General features: G+C 67.5%; 18 protein-coding genes and 3 pseudogenes. 10 read left to right on the forward strand and 11 right to left on the reverse strand.

Going from position 1 to position 18,948, the window contains the following annotated elements; translation table 11 throughout:
• Positions 1-135: 135 nt before the first annotated feature.
• From Q0S71_RS17470 to Q0S71_RS17495, 6 genes are all read right to left on the reverse strand, one after another.
• Positions 136-876 carry a 1-acyl-sn-glycerol-3-phosphate acyltransferase gene (locus Q0S71_RS17470; RefSeq protein ID WP_295998539.1) on the reverse strand — a complete coding sequence of 247 codons (741 nt, stop codon included), beginning with the start codon at positions 874-876 and terminating at the stop codon, positions 136-138.
• A gap of 14 nt (positions 877-890) precedes the next feature.
• Complete coding sequence (gene gmhB, locus Q0S71_RS17475) at positions 891-1,460, reverse strand: D-glycero-beta-D-manno-heptose 1,7-bisphosphate 7-phosphatase (protein WP_295998544.1); 570 nt, start codon at positions 1,458-1,460, stop codon at positions 891-893.
• A gap of 14 nt (positions 1,461-1,474) precedes the next feature.
• The gene (gene glyS / locus Q0S71_RS17480) at positions 1,475-3,583 is read right to left on the reverse strand and encodes a glycine--tRNA ligase subunit beta (RefSeq protein WP_295998547.1); all 2,109 of its coding nucleotides are present in this window, start codon (positions 3,581-3,583) and stop codon (positions 1,475-1,477) included.
• 19 nt (positions 3,584-3,602) lie between these two features.
• Positions 3,603-4,529, reverse strand: a complete 927-nt coding sequence (glyQ, locus tag Q0S71_RS17485) for a glycine--tRNA ligase subunit alpha (RefSeq protein WP_295998549.1) — start codon at positions 4,527-4,529, stop codon at positions 3,603-3,605.
• A 132-nt stretch (positions 4,530-4,661) separates the two neighbouring features.
• Positions 4,662-6,236, reverse strand: a complete 1,575-nt coding sequence (gene lnt, locus Q0S71_RS17490; protein WP_295998552.1) for an apolipoprotein N-acyltransferase — start codon at positions 6,234-6,236, stop codon at positions 4,662-4,664.
• 1 nt (position 6,237) lies between these two features.
• Positions 6,238-7,116, reverse strand: a complete 879-nt coding sequence (locus Q0S71_RS17495; protein ID WP_295998555.1) for an HlyC/CorC family transporter — start codon at positions 7,114-7,116, stop codon at positions 6,238-6,240.
• 380 nt (positions 7,117-7,496) lie between these two features.
• On the opposite strand from Q0S71_RS17495, the pseudogene Q0S71_RS27430 reads away from it, so the two are divergent.
• Together Q0S71_RS27430 and Q0S71_RS17505 are read left to right on the forward strand one after the other, a co-directional pair.
• Positions 7,497-7,808, forward strand: a pseudogene (locus Q0S71_RS27430) (hypothetical protein); the annotation flags it as partial.
• 89 nt (positions 7,809-7,897) lie between these two features.
• Positions 7,898-8,131 (forward strand): hypothetical protein, encoded by a 234-nt coding sequence (locus Q0S71_RS17505; RefSeq protein WP_295998563.1) that lies wholly within the window; start codon positions 7,898-7,900, stop codon positions 8,129-8,131.
• 26 nt (positions 8,132-8,157) lie between these two features.
• Here Q0S71_RS17505 and ybeY read toward each other — a convergent pair whose 3' ends face one another.
• Both ybeY and Q0S71_RS17515 read right to left on the reverse strand, forming a co-directional pair.
• A complete protein-coding gene (gene ybeY / locus Q0S71_RS17510) occupies positions 8,158-8,622 on the reverse strand; it encodes an rRNA maturation RNase YbeY (protein WP_295998566.1) in 465 nt (154 codons plus the stop codon).
• Positions 8,606-9,651, reverse strand: a pseudogene (locus tag Q0S71_RS17515) (PhoH family protein). The gene ybeY and the pseudogene Q0S71_RS17515 overlap by 17 nt, the downstream one beginning before the upstream one ends.
• A gap of 516 nt (positions 9,652-10,167) precedes the next feature.
• Here Q0S71_RS17515 and Q0S71_RS17520 point away from each other — a divergent pair.
• Positions 10,168-10,494: a hypothetical protein gene (locus Q0S71_RS17520; protein WP_295998569.1), complete on the forward strand. Its 327-nt coding sequence runs from the start codon at positions 10,168-10,170 to the stop codon at positions 10,492-10,494.
• Positions 10,495-10,590: 96 nt separating this feature from the next.
• On the opposite strand, the gene Q0S71_RS17525 is transcribed toward Q0S71_RS17520, so the two are convergent.
• Positions 10,591-11,436, reverse strand: a complete 846-nt coding sequence (locus tag Q0S71_RS17525) for an HDOD domain-containing protein (protein WP_295998573.1) — start codon at positions 11,434-11,436, stop codon at positions 10,591-10,593.
• Positions 11,433-11,777, reverse strand: coding sequence for a hypothetical protein (locus Q0S71_RS17530; RefSeq protein WP_295998576.1), 345 nt, complete (start codon positions 11,775-11,777; stop codon positions 11,433-11,435). The genes Q0S71_RS17525 and Q0S71_RS17530 overlap by 4 nt, the downstream gene beginning before the upstream one ends.
• Positions 11,778-12,078: 301 nt before the next feature.
• Between Q0S71_RS17530 and Q0S71_RS17535 the strand changes: the two genes are divergently transcribed.
• From Q0S71_RS17535 to Q0S71_RS17545, 3 genes are all read left to right on the forward strand, one after another.
• On the forward strand, positions 12,079-13,659 hold the full coding sequence (locus Q0S71_RS17535) for a HAMP domain-containing sensor histidine kinase (protein ID WP_295998579.1): 1,581 nt from the start codon (positions 12,079-12,081) through the stop codon (positions 13,657-13,659).
• Positions 13,660-13,817: 158 nt separating this feature from the next.
• Entirely contained in the window at positions 13,818-14,468 is a 651-nt protein-coding gene (locus Q0S71_RS17540) for a DUF1697 domain-containing protein (protein ID WP_295998582.1), read from the forward strand.
• 39 nt (positions 14,469-14,507) lie between these two features.
• Positions 14,508-14,681: a hypothetical protein gene (locus tag Q0S71_RS17545; protein WP_295998585.1), complete on the forward strand. Its 174-nt coding sequence runs from the start codon at positions 14,508-14,510 to the stop codon at positions 14,679-14,681.
• Positions 14,682-14,746: 65 nt separating this feature from the next.
• Here Q0S71_RS17545 and Q0S71_RS17550 read toward each other — a convergent pair whose 3' ends face one another.
• Positions 14,747-15,178 carry a PEP-CTERM sorting domain-containing protein gene (locus Q0S71_RS17550; protein WP_295998588.1) on the reverse strand — a complete coding sequence of 144 codons (432 nt, stop codon included), beginning with the start codon at positions 15,176-15,178 and terminating at the stop codon, positions 14,747-14,749.
• A gap of 440 nt (positions 15,179-15,618) precedes the next feature.
• On the opposite strand from Q0S71_RS17550, the gene Q0S71_RS17555 reads away from it, so the two are divergent.
• The 4 genes and pseudogenes from Q0S71_RS17555 to Q0S71_RS17570 all read left to right on the forward strand — a co-directional run.
• Positions 15,619-16,512 carry a ChaN family lipoprotein gene (locus tag Q0S71_RS17555; RefSeq protein ID WP_295998590.1) on the forward strand — a complete coding sequence of 298 codons (894 nt, stop codon included), beginning with the start codon at positions 15,619-15,621 and terminating at the stop codon, positions 16,510-16,512.
• 19 nt (positions 16,513-16,531) lie between these two features.
• On the forward strand, positions 16,532-16,858 hold the full coding sequence (locus Q0S71_RS17560) for a thioredoxin family protein (protein WP_295998592.1): 327 nt from the start codon (positions 16,532-16,534) through the stop codon (positions 16,856-16,858).
• 133 nt (positions 16,859-16,991) lie between these two features.
• Entirely contained in the window at positions 16,992-18,287 is a 1,296-nt protein-coding gene (locus Q0S71_RS17565; RefSeq protein ID WP_295998594.1) for an MFS transporter, read from the forward strand.
• A gap of 220 nt (positions 18,288-18,507) precedes the next feature.
• Positions 18,508-18,948, forward strand: a pseudogene (locus Q0S71_RS17570) (hypothetical protein); the annotation flags it as partial.

Genomic DNA, 18,948 nt, shown 5'->3' on the forward strand with positions numbered 1-18,948 from the left:
GCGGCGCGGAGGGCGCGGCGGACGGCGCCGTCGCGCGGGCATCCGGCGCGAACAAATCCAGCTGCTGAGCGTCGACCTGGATGGTCTTCAGCTGTTGTCGCAGGGTCGGCTCCTGGATCGCCGCGCCTATGCCGTCTAACCAGCGCTGTAGGCGTGAGGCGAAATGACGCGCATTTCTGATTCTATCCAATTTTCCACCTGTTGCATCATGCTGTCGGGCGTATGGCCCTCCGGCGAAATCGGTTTGCCTATCGAGACCGTGATCAGGCCCGGCCGCTTCAAGAACGATTGCTTGGGCCAGCATTCGCCCGAGTTGTGCGCGATCGGCACCACCACGGCGCCGGTAGCGATGGCCAGGCGCGTGCCGCCGCTCTTGTACTTGCCCTTTTGGCCGACCGGGATGCGGGTGCCCTCGGGGAACATGATAATCCATTGGCCGTCCGCCAGGCGCCGTTTGCCTTGGGCGACGACGTTTTTAAAGGCGTTCTTGCCCTGCGCGCGGTCGATCGGGATCATGCGCAGCAGCGCCATGGCCCAGCCGAAGAAGGGGATGTAGAGGATCTCCTTCTTGAACACGTAGACCAGGGGGCGCGGCAGGCTGGGCAAGAGGAAGATGGTTTCCCAGGCCGACTGGTGCTTCGAGAGCACGATGGCCGGCGCGTCGGGGAAGTTTTCGGCGCCCTTGACCTGGTAGCGGATGCCGCAGATGACCTTGGCGCACCAGAGGATGAAGACGTTCCAGCGCGAGGTGACCCAGTAGCGCTTGTTGTAGGACAGCGGCGCGGCGAAGAAACAGACACAGGCCCAGACGATGGTGGCGGCGATCATGATGAGCATGAACAGCAGGGAACGCAGAAAAAGGGTGGTATTACGCAATGCTGACTCCAGGATTAAATGCTAAAGGCGAGGTTCGGCGCGGTCGCCGCCGCTTTCAGGATGTGGTTCACCGTCGCGGCCAGGTCGGCGAAGACCAGGGTGCCGGGCGGCAGGCCGCCGGTGGCCTGGGTTTTTTCGCCTTTGCCGGTCAGCACAAGGTGCGGCGCGCAGCCGCTGTTGAAGCCGGCCTGCAGGTCGCGCAGCGAGTCGCCCACCGTCGCCACGCCCTTCAGGCTGGTCTGGTAGCGCTGCGAGATTTCGTGGAACATGCCCGGCTTGGGCTTGCGGCAGTCGCAATTGTCGCTCGCCGCGTGCGGGCAGAAGAAGATCGCGTCGATGTTGGCGCCGACCTGCTGGGCCAGGCCGTGCATCTTCTGGTGGATCGCGTTGAGGATGCTCATGTCGAAGAATTCGCGCGCGATGCCGGACTGGTTGGACGCCACGACGACGCGGTAACCGGCCTGGTTCAGGCGCGCGATGGCCTCCAGCGAGCCGGGAATGGGCAGCCATTCCTGCGGCGATTTGATGAAGTCCGGCGAGTCATGGTTGATGACGCCGTCGCGGTCGAGGATGATCAGTTTCATCGCCGGAGCTCCCATTACGCCGCCAGCTTGGAAATGTCGGCGACGCGGTTCATCATGCCGTGCAGGCTGGCCAGCAGGGCCAGGCGGTTGTTGCGCAGCGCCAGGTCCTCGGCCATCACCATGACGTCGTTGAAGAAGGCGTCGACGTCGTCGCGCAGTTGCGCCAGCGTCTTCAGCGTGCCGGCGAAGTCGCCGCCGGCGAAGGCCGCGTCGACCTGCGGCTGGACGCGCGCCACGGCCGCCGCCAGCTTGATCTCGGCGGCGTCGCGCAGCAGCGCGGCGTTGACGCCGGCCGCCGCCACCAGGCTGACGGCCTCCTCGTTCTTCTTCAGGATGTTGGTGATGCGCTTGTTGGCGGCCGCCAGCGAGGCGCTCTCGGGCAGCGCGGCGAAGGCCTGCACGGCCTCCAGGCGCTGCACGATGTCGTCCAGGCGGTCGGGGTTCTGCGCCAGCACGGCCTCGATCTCGTTGGGCGAGAAGCCGCGCTCGCGCAGGATGCCGCGCAGGCGCTCGAGCATGAAGACCTTCACCTCGGCGCTCGGGTCGACGAAGCCGGGCCGCGCCGCGAAGGTGGCGGCGGTGTCGGCCAGCAGCGCGACGATCGACAGCGGCAGGCGTTTTTCCAGCAGCATGCGCAGCACGCCGAGGGCGTGGCGGCGCAGCGCGAAGGGATCCTTGTCGCCGGTCGGCTGCAGGCCGATGCTCCAGATGCCGACCAGCGTTTCCAGCTTGTCGGCCAGGGCCACGGCGGTGCCGGTGGCGGTGCCCGGCAGGGCGTCGCCGGCGAAGCGCGGCTGGTAGTGCTCGGAGGCGGCCAGGGCCACCTCCTCGTGCTCGCCGTCGTGGCGCGCGTAGTAGGTGCCCATGATGCCCTGCAGCTCGGGGAACTCGCCCACCATGTCGGTGAGCAGGTCGGCCTTGGCCAGCAGCGCGCCGCGTTCGGCCAGGGCGACGTCGGCGCCCATGCGCGCGGCGATGGCGCCGGCCAGCGCGGTGATGCGGTCGGTGCGTTCCAGCTGGGTGCCCAGCTTGTTGTGGTAGACGACGTTCCTCAGCAGCGGCAGGCGGGCGTGCAGGCTCTTCTTCTTGTCCTGCTCGAAGAAGAACTTGGCGTCCGACAGGCGCGGGCGCACGACGCGCTCGTTGCCGCCGACGATGTGTTCGGGGGTCGCCGTCTCGATGTTCGAGACGATCAGGAAGCGCGAGCGCAGCTTGCCGGCGGCGTCCGTCAGGGCGAAGTACTTCTGGTTGGTCTGCATGGTCAGGATCAGGCATTCCTGCGGCACGGCCAGGAACTCCTCCTCGAAGCGGCACTCGTAGACCACCGGCCATTCGACCAGGGCGGTGACTTCGTCGAGCAGCGCTTCGGGCATCAGGACCAGGTCGGCGCCGGCCTTGGCCAGCAGCTGGGCGCGGATGCTGTCCTTGCGCGCCTCGTTGCCGGCGATGACCTTGCCTTCGGCGGCCAGCATTTCGGCGTAGTCCTCGGCGTGGGTGAGGCTGACGGCGTGGGCGCGGTCGGCGCACAGGAAGCGGTGGCCCAGGGTGCTGCGCCCGGCGTTCAGGCCGAGCAGCGTCAGGGGCACGATGTTGATGCCGTGCAGGGCCAGCAGGCCGTGCGCCGGGCGCACGAATTGCACGGTGCTGCCGTCGGGACGCTGGTAGCTCATCAGTTTCGGGATGGGCAGCTTGGCGGCCGACTCCTCCAGCGCCGTCTGCAGGCCGGAAGCCAGGGGGCTGCCGGCCGCGGTGTAGGTGTAGAACAGGCTCTCGGCCTTGCCCTCGCCGGAGCGCTCCAGGTCGGCGACGCCGACCTCGGGGAAGCCCAGCGCGGCCAGTTTCTTGGCCAGCGGCGGCGTGCCGGCGCCGTTGGCGTCGAGCGCCACGCTGACCGGCAGGATTTTTTCGCGGATCGCCTTGTCCGGCGAGATCGCGCGCACATGGCTGATCGAGACGGCCAGGCGGCGCGGCGTCGAATAGGTGGTGGCGACGCTGTCGGCTTCCAGGAAGTCGCGCGCCTTCAGGCCGTTGACGATGCCGGCGGCGAAGGCGGCGCCCAGTTTGGCGAGCGCCTTCGGCGGCAGTTCTTCGGTCAGCAGTTCGATTAACAGTGTTTGGTTCATGGTGTCTTGTTCTGGTTCGTTACGCGGCGGTGGGCGCGGCGGCGCGGGCGGCGGCGTCGAGCATCGGGAAGCCGAGCCGCTCGCGCGAATCGTAATAGGCTTGCGCGACCAGGCGCGAGAGCGTGCGCACGCGGCCGATGTAGGCGGCGCGCTCGGTCACGGAGATGGCGCCGCGGGCGTCGAGCATGTTGAAGCTGTGCGAAGCCTTCATGATTTTTTCATACGCCGGCAGGGTCAGTTGCAACTCGATCAGGCGCTTCGCCTCGGCTTCGTAGTTGGCGAACTGGGCGAACAGCAGGTCGGTGTTGGCGTGCTCGAAGTTGTAGGTCGATTGCTCCACCTCGTTCTGGTGGAACACGTCGCCGTAGCTGAGCTTCTTGGTGACGCCGTTCTCCTCCCATTCGGTCCAGACCAGGTCGTAGACGTTCTCCACGCCCTGCAGGTACATCGCCAGGCGCTCGATGCCGTAGGTGATCTCGCCCAGCACGGGCTTGCAGTCGAGGCCGCCGACCTGCTGGAAGTAGGTGAACTGGGTCACCTCCATGCCGTTCAGCCAGACTTCCCAGCCCAGGCCCCAGGCGCCCAGGGTCGGGCTTTCCCAGTCGTCCTCGACGAAGCGCACGTCGTTCTGCCGCAGGTCGAGGCCGAGCGCGGCCAGCGAGCCCAGATACAGGTCGAGGATGTTTTCCGGCGCCGGTTTCAGCACGACCTGGAACTGGTAGTAATGCTGCATGCGGTTGGGATTGTCGCCGTAGCGGCCGTCCTTGGGGCGGCGCGAGGGCTGCACGTAGGCGGCGCGCCAAGGCTCCGGCCCGATCGCGCGCAGGAAGGTGCCGGTGTGGAAGGTGCCGGCGCCGACCTCCATGTCGTAGGGCTGCAGCAGGGCGCAACCCTGTTTGTCCCAGTAGTTTTGCAGGGTCAGGATAATCTGTTGAAATGTGAGCATCGTGGTTTTGTCTCTACGCGAATGAGGGCGCGCGCTTGGGTAGCGTCGCTAAGCGCTTAATTTTAGCGGTTTTTAAAGGCAGGCTGTGGCTCTTCCAGCAACAATCCGCCGCGTGGCGGCAAAATAGTCGCTTCAAAGCGCAAATGCCCGGTGTTTGCGGTTGCGCCGCGCGCGCAGGCCGGCGCCGCCCAGGCTCAGGGCGACGATGGCGAGGATCAGCACGTTGCCGCACAGGATGTAGGGCGTCATGCCGCCCATGCCCTGCACGTTCGCCGCCAGGGTGGCGCGGCTCTGCGCCGGCAGGGCGCTGAGGATCTTGCCGTGGCCGTCGATGACGGCGCTGCCGCCGCTGTTGCCGGCGCGCAGCATCGGGCGCCCCGTCTCCAGGCTGCGCATCTGCGAAATCTGCAGGTGCTGGGGAATCGCCGTCGAGTCGCCGAACCAGGCCAGGTTCGACATATTGATCAGGATCGAGGCCGATTGCTGGCCGGCGTGGTGCGCCGCCGCCAGTTGGGCGGCGATCTCCTCGCCGAACAGGTCTTCGTAGCAGACATTGGGCAGCACGCGCTGGCCGTCGACCTGGAAGGGCGGCTGCACGGCGGCGCCGCGTTTCAGGTCGCCCAGCGGGATGGCCATCGCCGCCACCAGCCAGTGCAGGCCGTCCGGGGTCGATTCGCCGAAGGGCACCAGGTGGTGCTTGTCGTAGCGGTAGCGCGGCGCGCCGGCCTGGGGCGTGATGCCGACGGCGCTGTTGGCCACCTGCGGGTAGTCGAGCAGGGGCATGCCGAGCAGCAGATTGCTGTCCGTTTCGCGCGCGAAGCGCTCCAGGCTGGGCAGATAATCGGGCGGCAACTGGTGCGGGAAGACGGTGACCGCCGTCTCCGGCGTGGCGATCAGGTCGGCCGGCGCGGCCAGGATGGCGGCGCGGTACATCTCCAGCGCGGCGCCGACGCGGGCCGGGTCGAATTTCTCGTCCTGCGGCACATTGCCCTGCAAGAGGCGCACGCTGATGGGACGGCCCACCGGGTGGGTCCACTCGACGAAGCGCAGGCCATAGCCGGCGGCGCCGACCAGGACGATCAGGGCGGCGGCCGGCAGGCGGCTGCGGTGGCCCAGCAGGAGCAGGGCGCCGGCGCACACGGCCGCCAGCCAGCCCAGGCCGTAGACGCCGAGCAGCGGCGCGTAGCCGGCCAGCGGACTGGCGTTGTGGGCGTAGCCGGAGATGACCCAGGGCAGGCCGGTGAAGAACCAGCCGCGGCACCATTCCTGCAGCATCCAGATGGCCGGCAGGGCCAGCAGGTTCATCAGCGGCAGCGACAGGCTCCAGCGGCGCCGCAGCCAGGCCGCGGCGGCCATCGCCAGGCCGACGTAGAGGCCCATCAGCGCGGCCAGCAGGAGCACCGCCAGCGCCGCCAGCGGGGCCGCCATGGCGCCGTAGCGGTGCATGGAGATGAACAACCAGTACATGCCGGCGCCGAACCAGGCGGCGCCGTAGGCCCAGCCGATGCCGAAGGCGGCCTTGGCGCCGGCGCCGCGCAGCATCTGGTAGAACAGGATGGCCAGCGAGGCGATCTGCAGCGGCCAGTAGCCGAAGGGCGCGAAGGCCAGCACGGCGCCGGCGCCGGCCAGCGCGGCGATCAGCATGCGCGAGGCGTTGCCGCGCGGCGCGGCGGCGGGCTCGTCGGGGCGGGCGCGTCTGAAACGCATCTCAGGCGTCGGCCTCGGGCGCGTCGGGCAGTTTTTCCACCAGCAGCACGTGCACCTGGCGGGCGTCGGCGCGCAGCACCTCGAAGCGCAGGTTGTCGACGTCGAAGACGTCGCCCTTGTGCGGCATGCGCCCCAGGTGGTTCGAGACCAGGCCGCCGATGGTGTCGACGTCCTCGTCGGCCAGCGCGCTGCCCAGCGTTTCGTTGAACTGTTCGATCTCGGTGAGGGCCTTGATGCGCCAGCGCGGGCCGTGCTGGCCCTCCTTGATCGAGAGGATGTTGTCCTCCTCCTCGTCGAAGTCGTACTCGTCCTCGATGTCGCCGACGATCTGCTCGAGCACGTCCTCGATGGTGATCAGGCCGGCCACGCCGCTGTACTCGTCGACGACGATGGCCATGTGGTTGTGGTTGGCGCGGAAGTCGCGCAGCAGCACGTTCAGGCGCTTCGATTCGGGGATGAAGATGGCCGGGCGCAGCATGTCGCGCACGTCGAAGGAATCCTCGGCGTAGTAGCGCAGCAGGTCTTTCGCCAGCAGGATGCCGATCACCTTGTCGCGCTCGCCCTCGATGGCGGGGAAGCGCGAGTGCGCCGTGGACAGCACGGACGGCATCCATTCCTCGATGGGCTTGCTGATGTCGATCATGTCCATCTGCGAACGGGGCACCATGATGTCGCGCGCCGACAGGTCGGAAACCTGGAAGACGCCCTCGATCATCGACAGCGCGTCGGCGTCGATCAGGTTGCGCTCGTGCGCGTCGTGCAGGACTTCGAGAAGTTCCGCGCGGTTCTCTGGCTCGGGGGAAATGAGTGCGGTCAGGCGTTCAAACAGTGACCGGTGTGGCTTGGCGTCAGTTTTGACGCCACTAGGATGCTCTTGCATAGGAGGCGTGAGCCGTTGTGACGAAGGGGTATAGGATACACCAAAAGGGTGGCGCGGCAGATTTTTGTCAAAAAAACAGCGCACGGCGGCGCCGCCGTTATATGCTCTACGCTGACGCCACGCCCGCGAAAGGGACGCCTTCGATGAAGCCCAAGCCACAGTCGCCAGCTGTTTTACCCCCGCCATCCCCGCTAACACCGCCATCCCCGCCGGCCCGCGCCCGCCGCCGCCTGCTGCTCGACGGCGCGCTGCTGCTCGCCGTGCCGGCACTGGCCTGGCCCGCGCCGCCGACTTCACCGACTTTGCGCGCGGTGACGCTGATGGCGCCCCTGTTCGGCATGGAGCAGCAGGGCCGGGCCAGCGGGATTTTTGTCGAGGTGATGAGCGCACTGGCGCGCGAGAGCGGCATCGCCATCGCCAACACGATGGCGCCCAAGGTGCGCGGCCAGCTCATGCTGGAAATCGGCAGCGCCGACTTGATGATAGGCTTCGACAATCCGGACCTGCTGGCCCACGCGCGCCACGTGGCGCCGGTGGCCAGCTTCGACGTCGGCATCGTCGCCCGCGCCGGCATCCGCTTGCAGTCGCTGAACGATTTGCACGGCCTGACGGTCGGCCAGCTGCGCGGCGCCGATTATTCGCGGGCCTATGCGGGCGACGCCGCCATCCTGAAGTACGACACCAGCACCATGGAGCAGATGGTGCAAATGCTGGCCCTGGGCCGGGTCGACGCGGCCATCGGCGTGCGCGCGCCCTGGGCCGGGTCGACGCGGCCATCGGCGTGCGCGAGTCGCTGTATTACGGGATCAGGATGGAGGGCATCGCGCCGCAGCGCGTCGGCGATTTCCTGGCGCTGGAAAGCCGGCAGGCGTGGCTGCACTATGCCAACGGCAGCTACAACGCGGCGCTGGCGCAGCGGCTGGCGGCGGCCTTGCGGCGGATGCGGGACGCCGGCACCATCGCCGCCATCATCGCGCGCAATGCCGGCGATGTCGCCCGGACCGCCGGGCGCTGAGCGGCATCGATGCCGCCCGGGAGGTCTCAGTCGGCGTAGGGATCGGCGATGCCCAGCGCGGCCAGGATTTCCGTCTCCAGCGTTTCCATCTCGGTCGCCTCGTCGTCGTCCTCGTGGTCGTAACCCTGGGCGTGCAGCACGCCGTGCACGATCAGGTGCGCCGTGTGCTGTTCGACGCTTTTCTTTTGCTCGGCCGCCTCGCGTTCCAGCACGTCGGTGCAGAGGATGATGTCGGCCTGGGTCGGGGCGTCGTCGGGCATCTCGTCGCCCTCGTTGTAGGCGAAGGTCAGCACGTTGGTGGCGTAGTCCTTGCCGCGATAGTCGCGGTTCAGGGTTTGCCCCTCGGCGGCGTCGACGAAGCGTATCGTCAGCTCGGCCGGCGCCAGCAGCGCCGCCGCGACCCAGCGCCGCACCTTCGGGCGCGTGATCGTCGCTTGCAGGCGGGGGTCGGGATACTGGACCGACAGGCTGAGTTTATTTTTTGCGGACATTTTTGACGGCGGCTGGTTTAATCAAATGGGTGACGTCGGCGTTGGCCTCGTGCGCGGCCTCGTAGGCGTCGACGATGCGCGCCACCAGCGGATGGCGCACCACGTCTTCGCTGCTGAACTGGGTGAAGGCGATGCCGCGCACGTCGCGCAGCACCTGGATGGCGTCGACCAGGCCGCTCTTCTGCGACTTGTGCAGGTCGACCTGGGTGACGTCGCCGGTGACGACGGCCTTGCTGCCGAAGCCGATCCGGGTCAGGAACATCTTCATCTGTTCGACCGTCGTGTTCTGCGCCTCGTCAGGATGACGAAGGCGTGGTTCAGCGTGCGGCCGCGCATATAGGCCAGCGGCGCGATTTCGATGATCTGTTTCTCGAACATCTTCTGGGTGCGGTCGAAGCCGAGCAGGTCGTACAGCGCGTCGTACAGCGGGCGCAGATACGGGTCCACCTTCTGCGCCAGGTCGCCCGGCAGGAAGCCCAGGCGCTCGCCCGCTTCGACGGCGGGGCGGGTCAGGATGATGCGCTTGACGGCGTCGCGTTCGAGCGCGTCGACCGCGCAGGCCACGGCCAGATAGGTCTTGCCGGTGCCGGCCGGGCCGACGCCGAAGCTGATGTCGTGCTCGAGGATCGAGCGCAGGTAGCGGATCTGGTGCGGCGTGCGCCCGCGCAGGTCGCTGCGGCGCGTTTTCAGCACGGGGCTGCTGATGTCGGGTTCGACGAAGGGCGTGGCCGGATTGTGCTCGGACGAGGCCGACAATCCCGCGCGCTGTTCGACCAGCGCCAGTTGCACTTCCTCCAGCGGCACCACCTTGTTGGCGATGGCGTAGAACTGTTCGAGGATTTCGACCGCGCGTTCGGCGTTGCTGCCGCTGACGATGAATTTTTCGCCGCGGCGGAAGACGGTGACGTCGAGCGCGGCCGAAATCTGGCGCAGGTTCTCGTCGAGCGGACCGCACAGGTGGGCCAGCCTCGTGTTATCGAGCGGCTCGGGGATGAAGTAGTGCGGCTGGACTGGCGTTTTGGTTTTCAATGGGGCAATCAATGGTGACGGTGTGAAAAAGGCGCGAGGGCGCGGCACGGGCGGGCGGGCTGCCGCGCGGCGGCCGGCACGCTAGTTTAACGTAATTTGCGCCGGCACCGCATCCCGCCGGCCAGCCGCGCCGCCGAAGTGGCAGCCGCGACATTGCTGTTTGTAACAATTTCCTGCTGGTTCTTGCGTGCGCCACCTGCGGGCAACATGTGTTGAAATAGCATGGTTGCCCCGACTTCATGCGGCTCGATTGATATTAAACAATCTTTACGGGGTATCGCCTGATGGGAATCGGCCGGTTTGGCATAGAATATTGCTTTAATAACAATTTCATCTCGAGAGTGGACGGATCGTTATTGCCCTGCCGGCGCGGCTGCCGGCGAGTGAAAACCAGCCCGCCGGCCTGGACGTCGCAACCGTTTGGCGTCGATACACCGGAACTTATTTAGCTTAGCTAAGTCTTCCTTAAGTTCGGACCAGCATCATTTATTCACCTACTTAGACGAGGAAAATATCATGACACACCACGCATTGGCATCGCAAGATAGCTACAACCCCAACCATTTGCTCGATATCCTGCTGGGCAAGATGCAGCTGAAAAACGACGCGGCGCTGTCGCGCATGCTCGAAGTGGCCCCACCCGTCATCAGCAAGATCCGCCACCACCGCCTGCCGGTCGGCGCCTCGCTGCTGATCCGCATGCACGAAGTGACGGGCATGAGCATCCGCGACCTGCGCGACCTGATGGGCGACCGTCGTACCAAGTATCGCCTGTCCGACGCCCAGGGCCGTCCCAAGCCTGAGGACAAGTCGGAATCGGGCGGCAGCTACGCCCACCATTGATGCGGCCGGCCCCTGAGCCGTTCCGCCGCGCCCGCACCGGGCCGGTGGAACCGGCAGGCGCGGCGGCATAAGCGCAGCGCCATCAGGACAGCGCCATCAAGACAGCAGCACCATCGCAATTTCCTCGTATTGCAGTTCCGTTTCGCGGAACAGGTGCAGATAAATTTCTTCATCGAGTCCCAGCGCCGTCCAGGCCACGGACGACACCGGCGGCACCACGCCGTCCGCCATCTGCGCCAGATCGAGCGCATGCACGACCGCATCGGCGACGTGGATGATGGCCGACAAAAATCCCGCGCCCGGCGTTTCCGGATCGTGGTGGTGGGCGATGGCGAGCTTCATCGTGTCCGAAAAATTCCAGTGTTCCGCCAGCGCCACGCCGGCTTCGACGTGGTCGATGCCCAGCACCGCCCGTTCCGCCTCCAGCGGGAAGCAGTCGTGCGCGGCGCGGTAGGCCAGCACGCGCTCGTAATGCTGGGGGAAGCACGACACCAGCACCAGCCGGCCGATATCGTGCAGCAGCCCGGCCGTGAAGGCGTAATCCTGATTGAAGCGCATCTGCCGCGCCAGCACCTTGGCGCAGGCGGCGGTGGCGATCGAATGGCGCCAGAAGGCCTTGTGGTCGAAGCCGGCGCACTGGCCCTCGGCGAAGCAGCCGGTGACGGCCGCCGCCGTGATCAGGTTGCGCGTGGTCTGGAAGCCCAGATAGGTGATGGCTTGTTGTATCGTCGTCACCTTCACTTGCAGGCCGTACAGCGAGGAATTGGCCAGCCGCAGCGTCTTGGCCGTCAGCGCCTGGTCGTAGGACACCTTCTTGGCCAGCACCGAAATGTCGACATTGTCCTGGTCTATGCTGTCGAGCAGCTCCATCACCACGACCGGCAGCGACGGCAGGTCGACCAGCTGGGCCAGGATGTCGGCGTGGGTCAGCGCGGCGCTCATGCGTCCGGCTCCTGCATGCCGAGGCGGAAATCGGTGACGAAGCGGCGCAGCAGGCCGGTGGCCCAGTCGGCGTCGGCGTCCGGGTCTTGCTTGCGGAACAGGCTGGCGATGCGCTGCTCGTGATAGCGCATGCCGGCCGCCTTTTCCTCGGCCGACACCGTCACCGCGCTGACCACGGCCAGCGACTCGATGCCGTGGCGCGGCATCAGCGCGATCATCGCCCCGGTCAGCACCGTGCCCTGCGGCAGCAGCACATGGCCATGCACGTCGAGCAACTCGTCCGACAAGGTCATGCCAGGTTGGACCAGCGCCAGCGCCAGGTGTTGGTAATTTGCCGTCATGACTCCTCCGAGGTTGCCTGCCACGATATTACCATTGCGGAGATGCAATGTCTGCCGCCGCGCGTGGCGGACGGGGCACGGCCCGGGCACGATCGCGCGCACCCTTGCGCCGCGTCGCGCCCGGCGCGCGGGCCGGGCCGGCTCGATCGCGCCGGCGCCACGGTTTGGCGTCGTCCCGGCCGGGAATCCGCGTTGATCTTGCCAAGAAGCAGGGCTTCCCGTACATTGGGGCCTTGCCTTCAACACCGCGTTTTTGTTGCTCCTTGTAAGGACAAACGCCTCAGGCCGGGAGGAGTGCTTGATGTTCGGGATCCAAGGTCGGCTTACGCTGCTGTTCGTCGTCATCGTTACGCTGGTGCTGACCATTTCCGGGACCTATGCCCAATACAGCCTGGGCCACGAGCTGGAAACGAGCAATCTGCGCCTGCGCCAGGGCGTGCTGACGCGCTTGCAGACCAGCCTGCCGTCCGCGCTGTGGGATCTCGACAAGGCCAAGGTCGACAACATCGTCGCCGCCGAAATGCTGCCGCCCGAGCTGGTGGCGATCCGCGTCTACGACACCTCGGTCGGCCTGTTCTCCGGCAAGCTGCGCCACGACAGCGGCGCCATCTCCAGCATCGACGGCGACTCCATCGTGGCCGGCACGCCCGTCGTGGCCGACCTGGCCTACCGCGATTCGGGCGCGGCCGGCGCCGCGCTCAAGCCGGTCATCGTCGGCCGCGTCGTCGTCAACTTCAGCCGGGCCCAGATCGACGCCACGCTGACGGCCGAAGTGCGGCGCAAGGTGACCGAAGTGCTGCTGCTCGACCTGATTTTGGTGGCGGCGCTGGCGCTGTCGCTGCGCATCGTGTTCGACCCGCTCAAGCAACTGCGCGACGGCCTGTTCGACCTGGCCACCCGCGGCAGCGACGAGGTCGAGGAGCTGGCCGAAAGCCGGCGCGACGAACTGGGCGAAGTGATACGGGGCTTCAACGCCATCCAGCGCAAGGTGAAGTCGAACATCGAGCGCATCCGCGAGGCCGAGGATGAATCGCGCCGGTCGGCCATGGAAACGACCAAGGCGCTGGCCGACCTGCGCCGCACCCAGGAGTCGCTGCTGCAGGCCGAGCGGCTGGCCTCGCTGGGCGGCCTGGTGGCCGGCGTCGCGCACGAAATCAACACGCCGGTCGGCATCGCGCTCACCAGCGCCTCGGTGCTGATGGAGGCGACCGACAAGGTGCACGAAGCCGTCGCCGGCGGCAACATCAAAAAATCCGACATCCTCAGCTATCTGGAAACGGCGGCCGAAAGCGCGCGCCTCATCATGAACAACGCCTACCGCGCGGCCCATTTGATCCACAGCTTCAAGCAGATCGCCGTCGACCAGGTCAGCGAGGCGCGCCGCCGCTTCGAGCTGCTCGACTACATCAACGAAGTGGTTTCGAGCCTGCAACCGAAACTGAAGAAGACCCGCATCCGCGTCGCCATCGACTGCCCGCCGGACATCGTGCTCGACAGCTACCCCGGCGCGCTGGCCCAGGTCATCACCAATCTGACGCTCAACTGCGTCGAGCACGCCTTCGACGCCGACGCCGAAGGCAGCATCGCCATCCGCGTCGCGCTCGACGGCGACTGGATAGAGATGCGCGTCGTCGACGACGGCAAGGGCATCCCGGCCGACATGCTCGACAAGGTGTTCGACCCCTTCGTGACGACGCGGCGCGGCCAGGGCGGCACCGGCCTCGGACTCAATATCGTTTTCAACCTGATCGCCAAGCAGTTCGCCGGCACCATCACCGTCAGCAGCGTGCTGGGGCAGGGCGCCTGCTTCGTGCTGCGCATCCCGCGCGTGACGCCGATCGACGAGGCGGCCGTGCTGGAGGATACGCGGCTGCACGCGTGAGGGCCGCGTGCGAGATGTCGGCCGGGCGGCCGGGCGGCCGGGCGCAAGGCGGGCGCCGGCATGCGGGCGCCCCGATCGCCGCCGCTGTCGCATACTGCGCTGTCAGGGGCCGCCCATCCCGCGCGGCGCGCACCACTGAACCAGAAAGGAGGACAGCGATGACGACACTATCCCAGGTTGCCCTGCTCAGAGGCATCAACGTCGGCCGCGCCAAGCGCGTCGCCATGGCCGACCTGCGCAAGCTGTTGACCGACCTCGGCTACGCCGACGTGCGCACCGTGCTCAACAGCGGCAACGTCGTGTTCCGCTGCGAGCGCCCCGCGCCCGCCGACGCCGCCACCCAGATCGAGGAAGCGCTGGTGCTCAAGCTCGGCGTCGGCGCCCGCGTGACCGTGCTCGACGCCGGCCAGTTCGACGACGTCGTCGCCGACAACTGCCTGCGCCACGTCGCCAGCGACCCCTCGCGGCTGCTGGTGGCGGTGTTCAACAATCCGGCCGACCCGCGCCCGCCTCGAACCGCTGACCCATCAGGACTGGACGCCGGAAGCGTTCGCGCTGGGCCGCTGGGCCGCCTACATCTGGTGCGTCGACGGCGTGCTGGCCAGCCGCGCCGCCGCCATGGGCAAACTGCTGGGCGACGCCGTCACCACGCGCAACTGGAGCACCATCAGCAAGCTGCACGCGCTCACCGGCGAACCGCCGGCGTGAGCGTGTCGCGCAGCCCAGGTCCGCGCCGCAATGCGGGCCGGACCACGCGCCGCAGCGCGCACCTTAGGCCGCCGTTTGCCTTCGCCGGACGCGCCCGCTAGAATGGCGCCATCTCGACGATATGGACCGCTGGCGCAAGCATGAATAAAGATCTACTCAAAGGCATATTGATGCTGGTCGGCCTGGTCGTGACCCTGACCGTGGGCGCGTTCGCGCTGTCGGACAACGGCGGCCAGAAAGCGGCCTGCGTCGCGCGCGCCATCGGCAGCGGCGTCTCGTTCGGCCACATCGCCCAGGTCTGCGGCATGCGCTGAGGCCGGCGCCGTGGCGCGGGCGAAAAAAATCCCGCTCACGGCGGGATCGAAGGACAGGGGGCAGTTCAGGCCGAGAATTTGTCGGTCGCTTCCCGGCGCGAAATACTGACCCCCAACAAAGCCAAACCAACCAGCAACATCATATAAGCCTTGGGCTCCGGCACCGGCGTGGCGATATCGGCGTGGGCCGCGCTATTTTTCGCGCGGTCGGCCTGCGCCGCCAGCAGGTGGTCTTCCGTGTCGTCGGCCACGCCGGGCTGGGAGGCGTTGATGCTGATGTTGGTGCTGAGGTTGACATGGCCGGCGGCCGGCCGGTGCGATTGCCGCGCGGGCGTGCCGCACAGGGCGGCGCCGGCGTGGCAATACGCATGGTCTCCGGCCACGGCGCCGCCCGGCACCGCGCCGCGGTCGATGACCACGGCGGCGGCATGGGCGGCGGCGCCGGCGCCGGCGCTCAGTGCCAGCAGCGCGGCGGATAACAGTGTCTTGACGTGCATGTAGGCCTCATTGCGGTTCCATGGGAGCGGAGTCATCCCATCAACGATCTTGGTGCGAGGACGGCACAAAGCGGTGTCTCGTAGTTGTTATTAGAACATATTTAACGTGAAATTCACATCCGTATATTCAAAATGCAATTAAGTATTGCCATTTGGAAATAATACTGCGACCGTTTTGTCGATGGTGTAGGGGAGTTACAGCGCATCGCCGCCGGGCCGGCGACGGGGCGCCCGGGGCCGCGTGCCGGCCCTGTAGCGCGAATACGGCTGAGCTACGCGCCGCCGTTGTTGCGCCGGCGCGACGCCGCGCTGCTCGGCCCTACACCCGCCGCCCGGCAAATGCCGTCACCGATGACGGTGGTTCATTTGTCCGCGCGCCGGCGCCGCGCGGGGCGAATTCGATTAGACTGGGCGCTTTCCGTTTCCCGGACTTCGATGCCATGACCCACGCCATCCACCCGCCCGCGCCGGCCGCGATGTCTTCCATGATCGCCACGATGGTGGCCACGCTGGCGCTGGCCGCCCTGGCCGCGCTGTCGGGTTGCGCCGGCAAGAAGCCGGCCGCGCCGCCGGTGGCCGCCGCGCCGGAAGCGAACCCGCAAGTGCTGCTGCTGGGCGAAGTGCACGACAATTCGCAGGGCCAGCGCCTGCGCTTCGAGGAGTTGCGCCGGCGCGTAGAGGCGGGCTGGCGGCCGGCCATCGCGATGGAGCAGTTCGACCGCGAAAGCCAGCCGCTGCTCGACGAGGCGCAAAAAGGCTGCATCGACGCCGCCTGCATGATCCAGGTGGTCGGCGGCCCGAAGTGGGACTGGCAACAGTATTACCCGCTGATCGACATGGCCATCAGCTACCGGCTGCCGCTGATCGCCGCCAACCTGTCGCGCGCCGACGCCTCGCGGGTGGTGCGCAACGGCGTCGCGTCCGCGTTCGACGCGGCGGCCGTCGCCGACTACCACCTGGCGCAGCCGCTGCCGGCCGACATCCGCAGCGGCCAGCAGCGGGAGATCGTCCAGGGCCACTGCGGCATGCTGTCCGACTCCATGGTCGGCGGCATGGTCGACGCCCAGGTCGCGCGCGACATCTGGATGGCCAGGCTGATCCTGGCGCAGCGGCCGCGCGACGTCGTCCTCATCGCCGGCAACGGCCACGTGCGCAAGGACATCGGCGTGGCGCGCTGGCTGGCCGTGGCCGCGCCGGCGCTGACGGTGCGCAGCATCGCCTATCTGGAGGGCGACGCGGCCGCGCCGGCCGGCGCCTACGACGCCACCCGCAAGCTGGCGGCGCTGACCCGGCCCGACCCCTGCGCCGCGCTCAAGGCCGGGCCGGCAAAATAAATATCTCAAGGTGACTGCCATGGAAACGCTCTACACCGCATCGGCGCCCACCCGCGCCGCCGTCGACGCGCTGCGCGGTCCGGCGCTGCTGGAATTCGGCACCAACTGGTGCGGCCATTGCCGCGCCGCGCAGGGCGCGCTGGCCGTAGCCTATGCGGGCCACGCCGGCGTGCCGCACTTCAAGGTCGAAGACGGCCCCGGCCGGGCGCTGGGCCGCTCCTTCCGCGTCAAGCTGTGGCCGACGCTGATCTTCCTGCGCGACGGCGTCGAACTGGCGCGCTTGGTGCGGCCGCTCAACGCGGCCGAGATCGGCGCCGCTTTCGAGCTCATCAATCCGGCCGCATAAAACCCGGCGGCCCGGCTCCCCATGCTTGGCATTTGCGCAATGCCGCCGTATGATGGACCAGGCAGCAAGATTGCCAGACTTCATACGATGGCCAGCGCAATGTACGCGGGCTCGTGCAACCACAGGAGCGCTCATGAGTTCATCGCAGGCCGTATCGCCGTCCCTCGCCACCCCGCCCAATTCCGTCGCCACCGTGCTGTTCGCCAGCCTGATCGGCACGACCATCGAATTCTTCGATTTTTACATCTACGCCACCGCCGCCGTGCTGGTGTTCCCGAAACTGTTCTTCCCCGCCAGCGAACCGGCCGCCGCCGTGCTGCAATCGCTGGCCACCTTCGCCATCGCCTTCATCGCGCGGCCGATAGGCTCGGCCATCTTCGGCCACTTCGGCGACCGCATCGGCCGCAAGGCGACGCTGGTGGCGGCGCTGCTGACGATGGGCGTGTCGACCGTGCTGATAGGCGCGCTGCCGACCTACGCCAGCATCGGCACCGCCGCGCCGCTGCTGCTGGCGCTGTGCCGCTTCGGCCAGGGCCTGGGCCTGGGCGGCGAATGGGGCGGCGCCGTGCTGCTGGCGACCGAAAACGCGCCGCCGGGCAAGCGCGCCTGGTACGGCATGTTCCCGCAGCTGGGCGCGCCCATCGGCTTCTTCCTGTCCAGCGCCATCTTCTTGCTGCTGACCCAGTGGCTGGGCGAGGCCGAATTCTTCCGCTACGGCTGGCGCATTCCCTTCCTGGCCAGCGCGCTGCTGGTGCTCGTCGGCCTCTACGTGCGGCTGAAAATCACCGAAACGCCGGTGTTCCAGGCGGTGCTGGCCAAGAACGAGCGGGTCAAGGTGCCGGTGGTGACGGTGCTGCGCGAGCACGGCGGGGCGCTGCTGCTGGGCACCATCATGACGCTGGCCACCTTCGTGCTGTTCTACCTGATGACGGTGTTCGCGCTGAACTGGGGCACGACGGCGCTCAAATTCTCGCGCAAGGACTTCCTCGAACTGCAACTGGTGGCCATCGTCTTCTTCGGCCTGACGATACCGCTGTCGGCCGTGCTGGCCGACCGCTACGGCCGCCGCGTGACGCTGATGGCGGTGTCGGTCGCGATCGCCTTCTTCGGCCTGCTGATGGAGCCGCTGTTCGGTTCCGGCGTCACGCTGGAAGTGGCGCTGTTCCTCGTGCTGGGCCAGTGCCTGATCGGCATGACCTACGGCCCCATCGGCACCATGCTGTCCGAACTGTTCCCGGCCGAGGTGCGCTACACCGGCGCCTCGCTCAGCTTCAACCTGGCCGGCATCCTCGGCGCCTCGCTGGCGCCCTACATCGCCACGTGGCTGGCCACCCACTACGGCCTCGAATACGTCGGCTACTACCTGTCGACGGCCGCCGTGCTGAGCTGGATCGCGCTGGCGCTGACGGGCGACACCCGCCACGCCTGAGGCCGGGCCGAAGTTTCCCGCGCTTTATAGATGTAAGCGAAGGTAACAGCGGGCGCTGGCGCAACGCGGCCGCGCCACGCCCCGGCCGGTTGATTTTCCATGCCGGCGCGCAAGCCGTTACACCCAACACAGTGCGTTACAAAACTGCGAATTTTTCCGGTGGGGAAGTGGGAGACTCATGTCTTTAAGACATACACCCCATACACACCAGGAGATCAGCATGTCCACCATCGACAGCCTCAGCGGGAACTCATCCGTCGCCGCCTACCAGTACAGCAGCGCCTCGGCCGCCAGCGCGTCGCAAACCAGCGCGCAAGGTTCGGCCGCCGTCGGTGGCGGCGGCAAGTTCGCCGATGCCATCGCGTCGGCGCTGTCGCAGGTGAGCGGCGCCGCCGGCAGCACCGGCAGTGCCGACAGCACCGACAGCGCCTCCGGCACGGACGCCAAGCAGGCCGAGGCGACGTTCGCGCAAAGCCTGTTCGCGGCGCTGCAATCGCAGGCCGGCGGCGCCAGTCCCGCTCCTGCGGCCGGCGGCAGCGGCGGCGCGGCGCCGGCCGGCGGCCATCACCACCATCACGGCGGCGGTGGCGGCGGCGGTAAAATTTCCAGCGGCCTGGCGGCGCTGGCGCAGCAAGTGGGCGCCAGCACCGACGGCGGCAAC

Source organism: Rugamonas sp. (genome assembly GCF_025354735.1).
Taxonomy (GTDB): domain Bacteria; phylum Pseudomonadota; class Gammaproteobacteria; order Burkholderiales; family Burkholderiaceae_D; genus Rugamonas.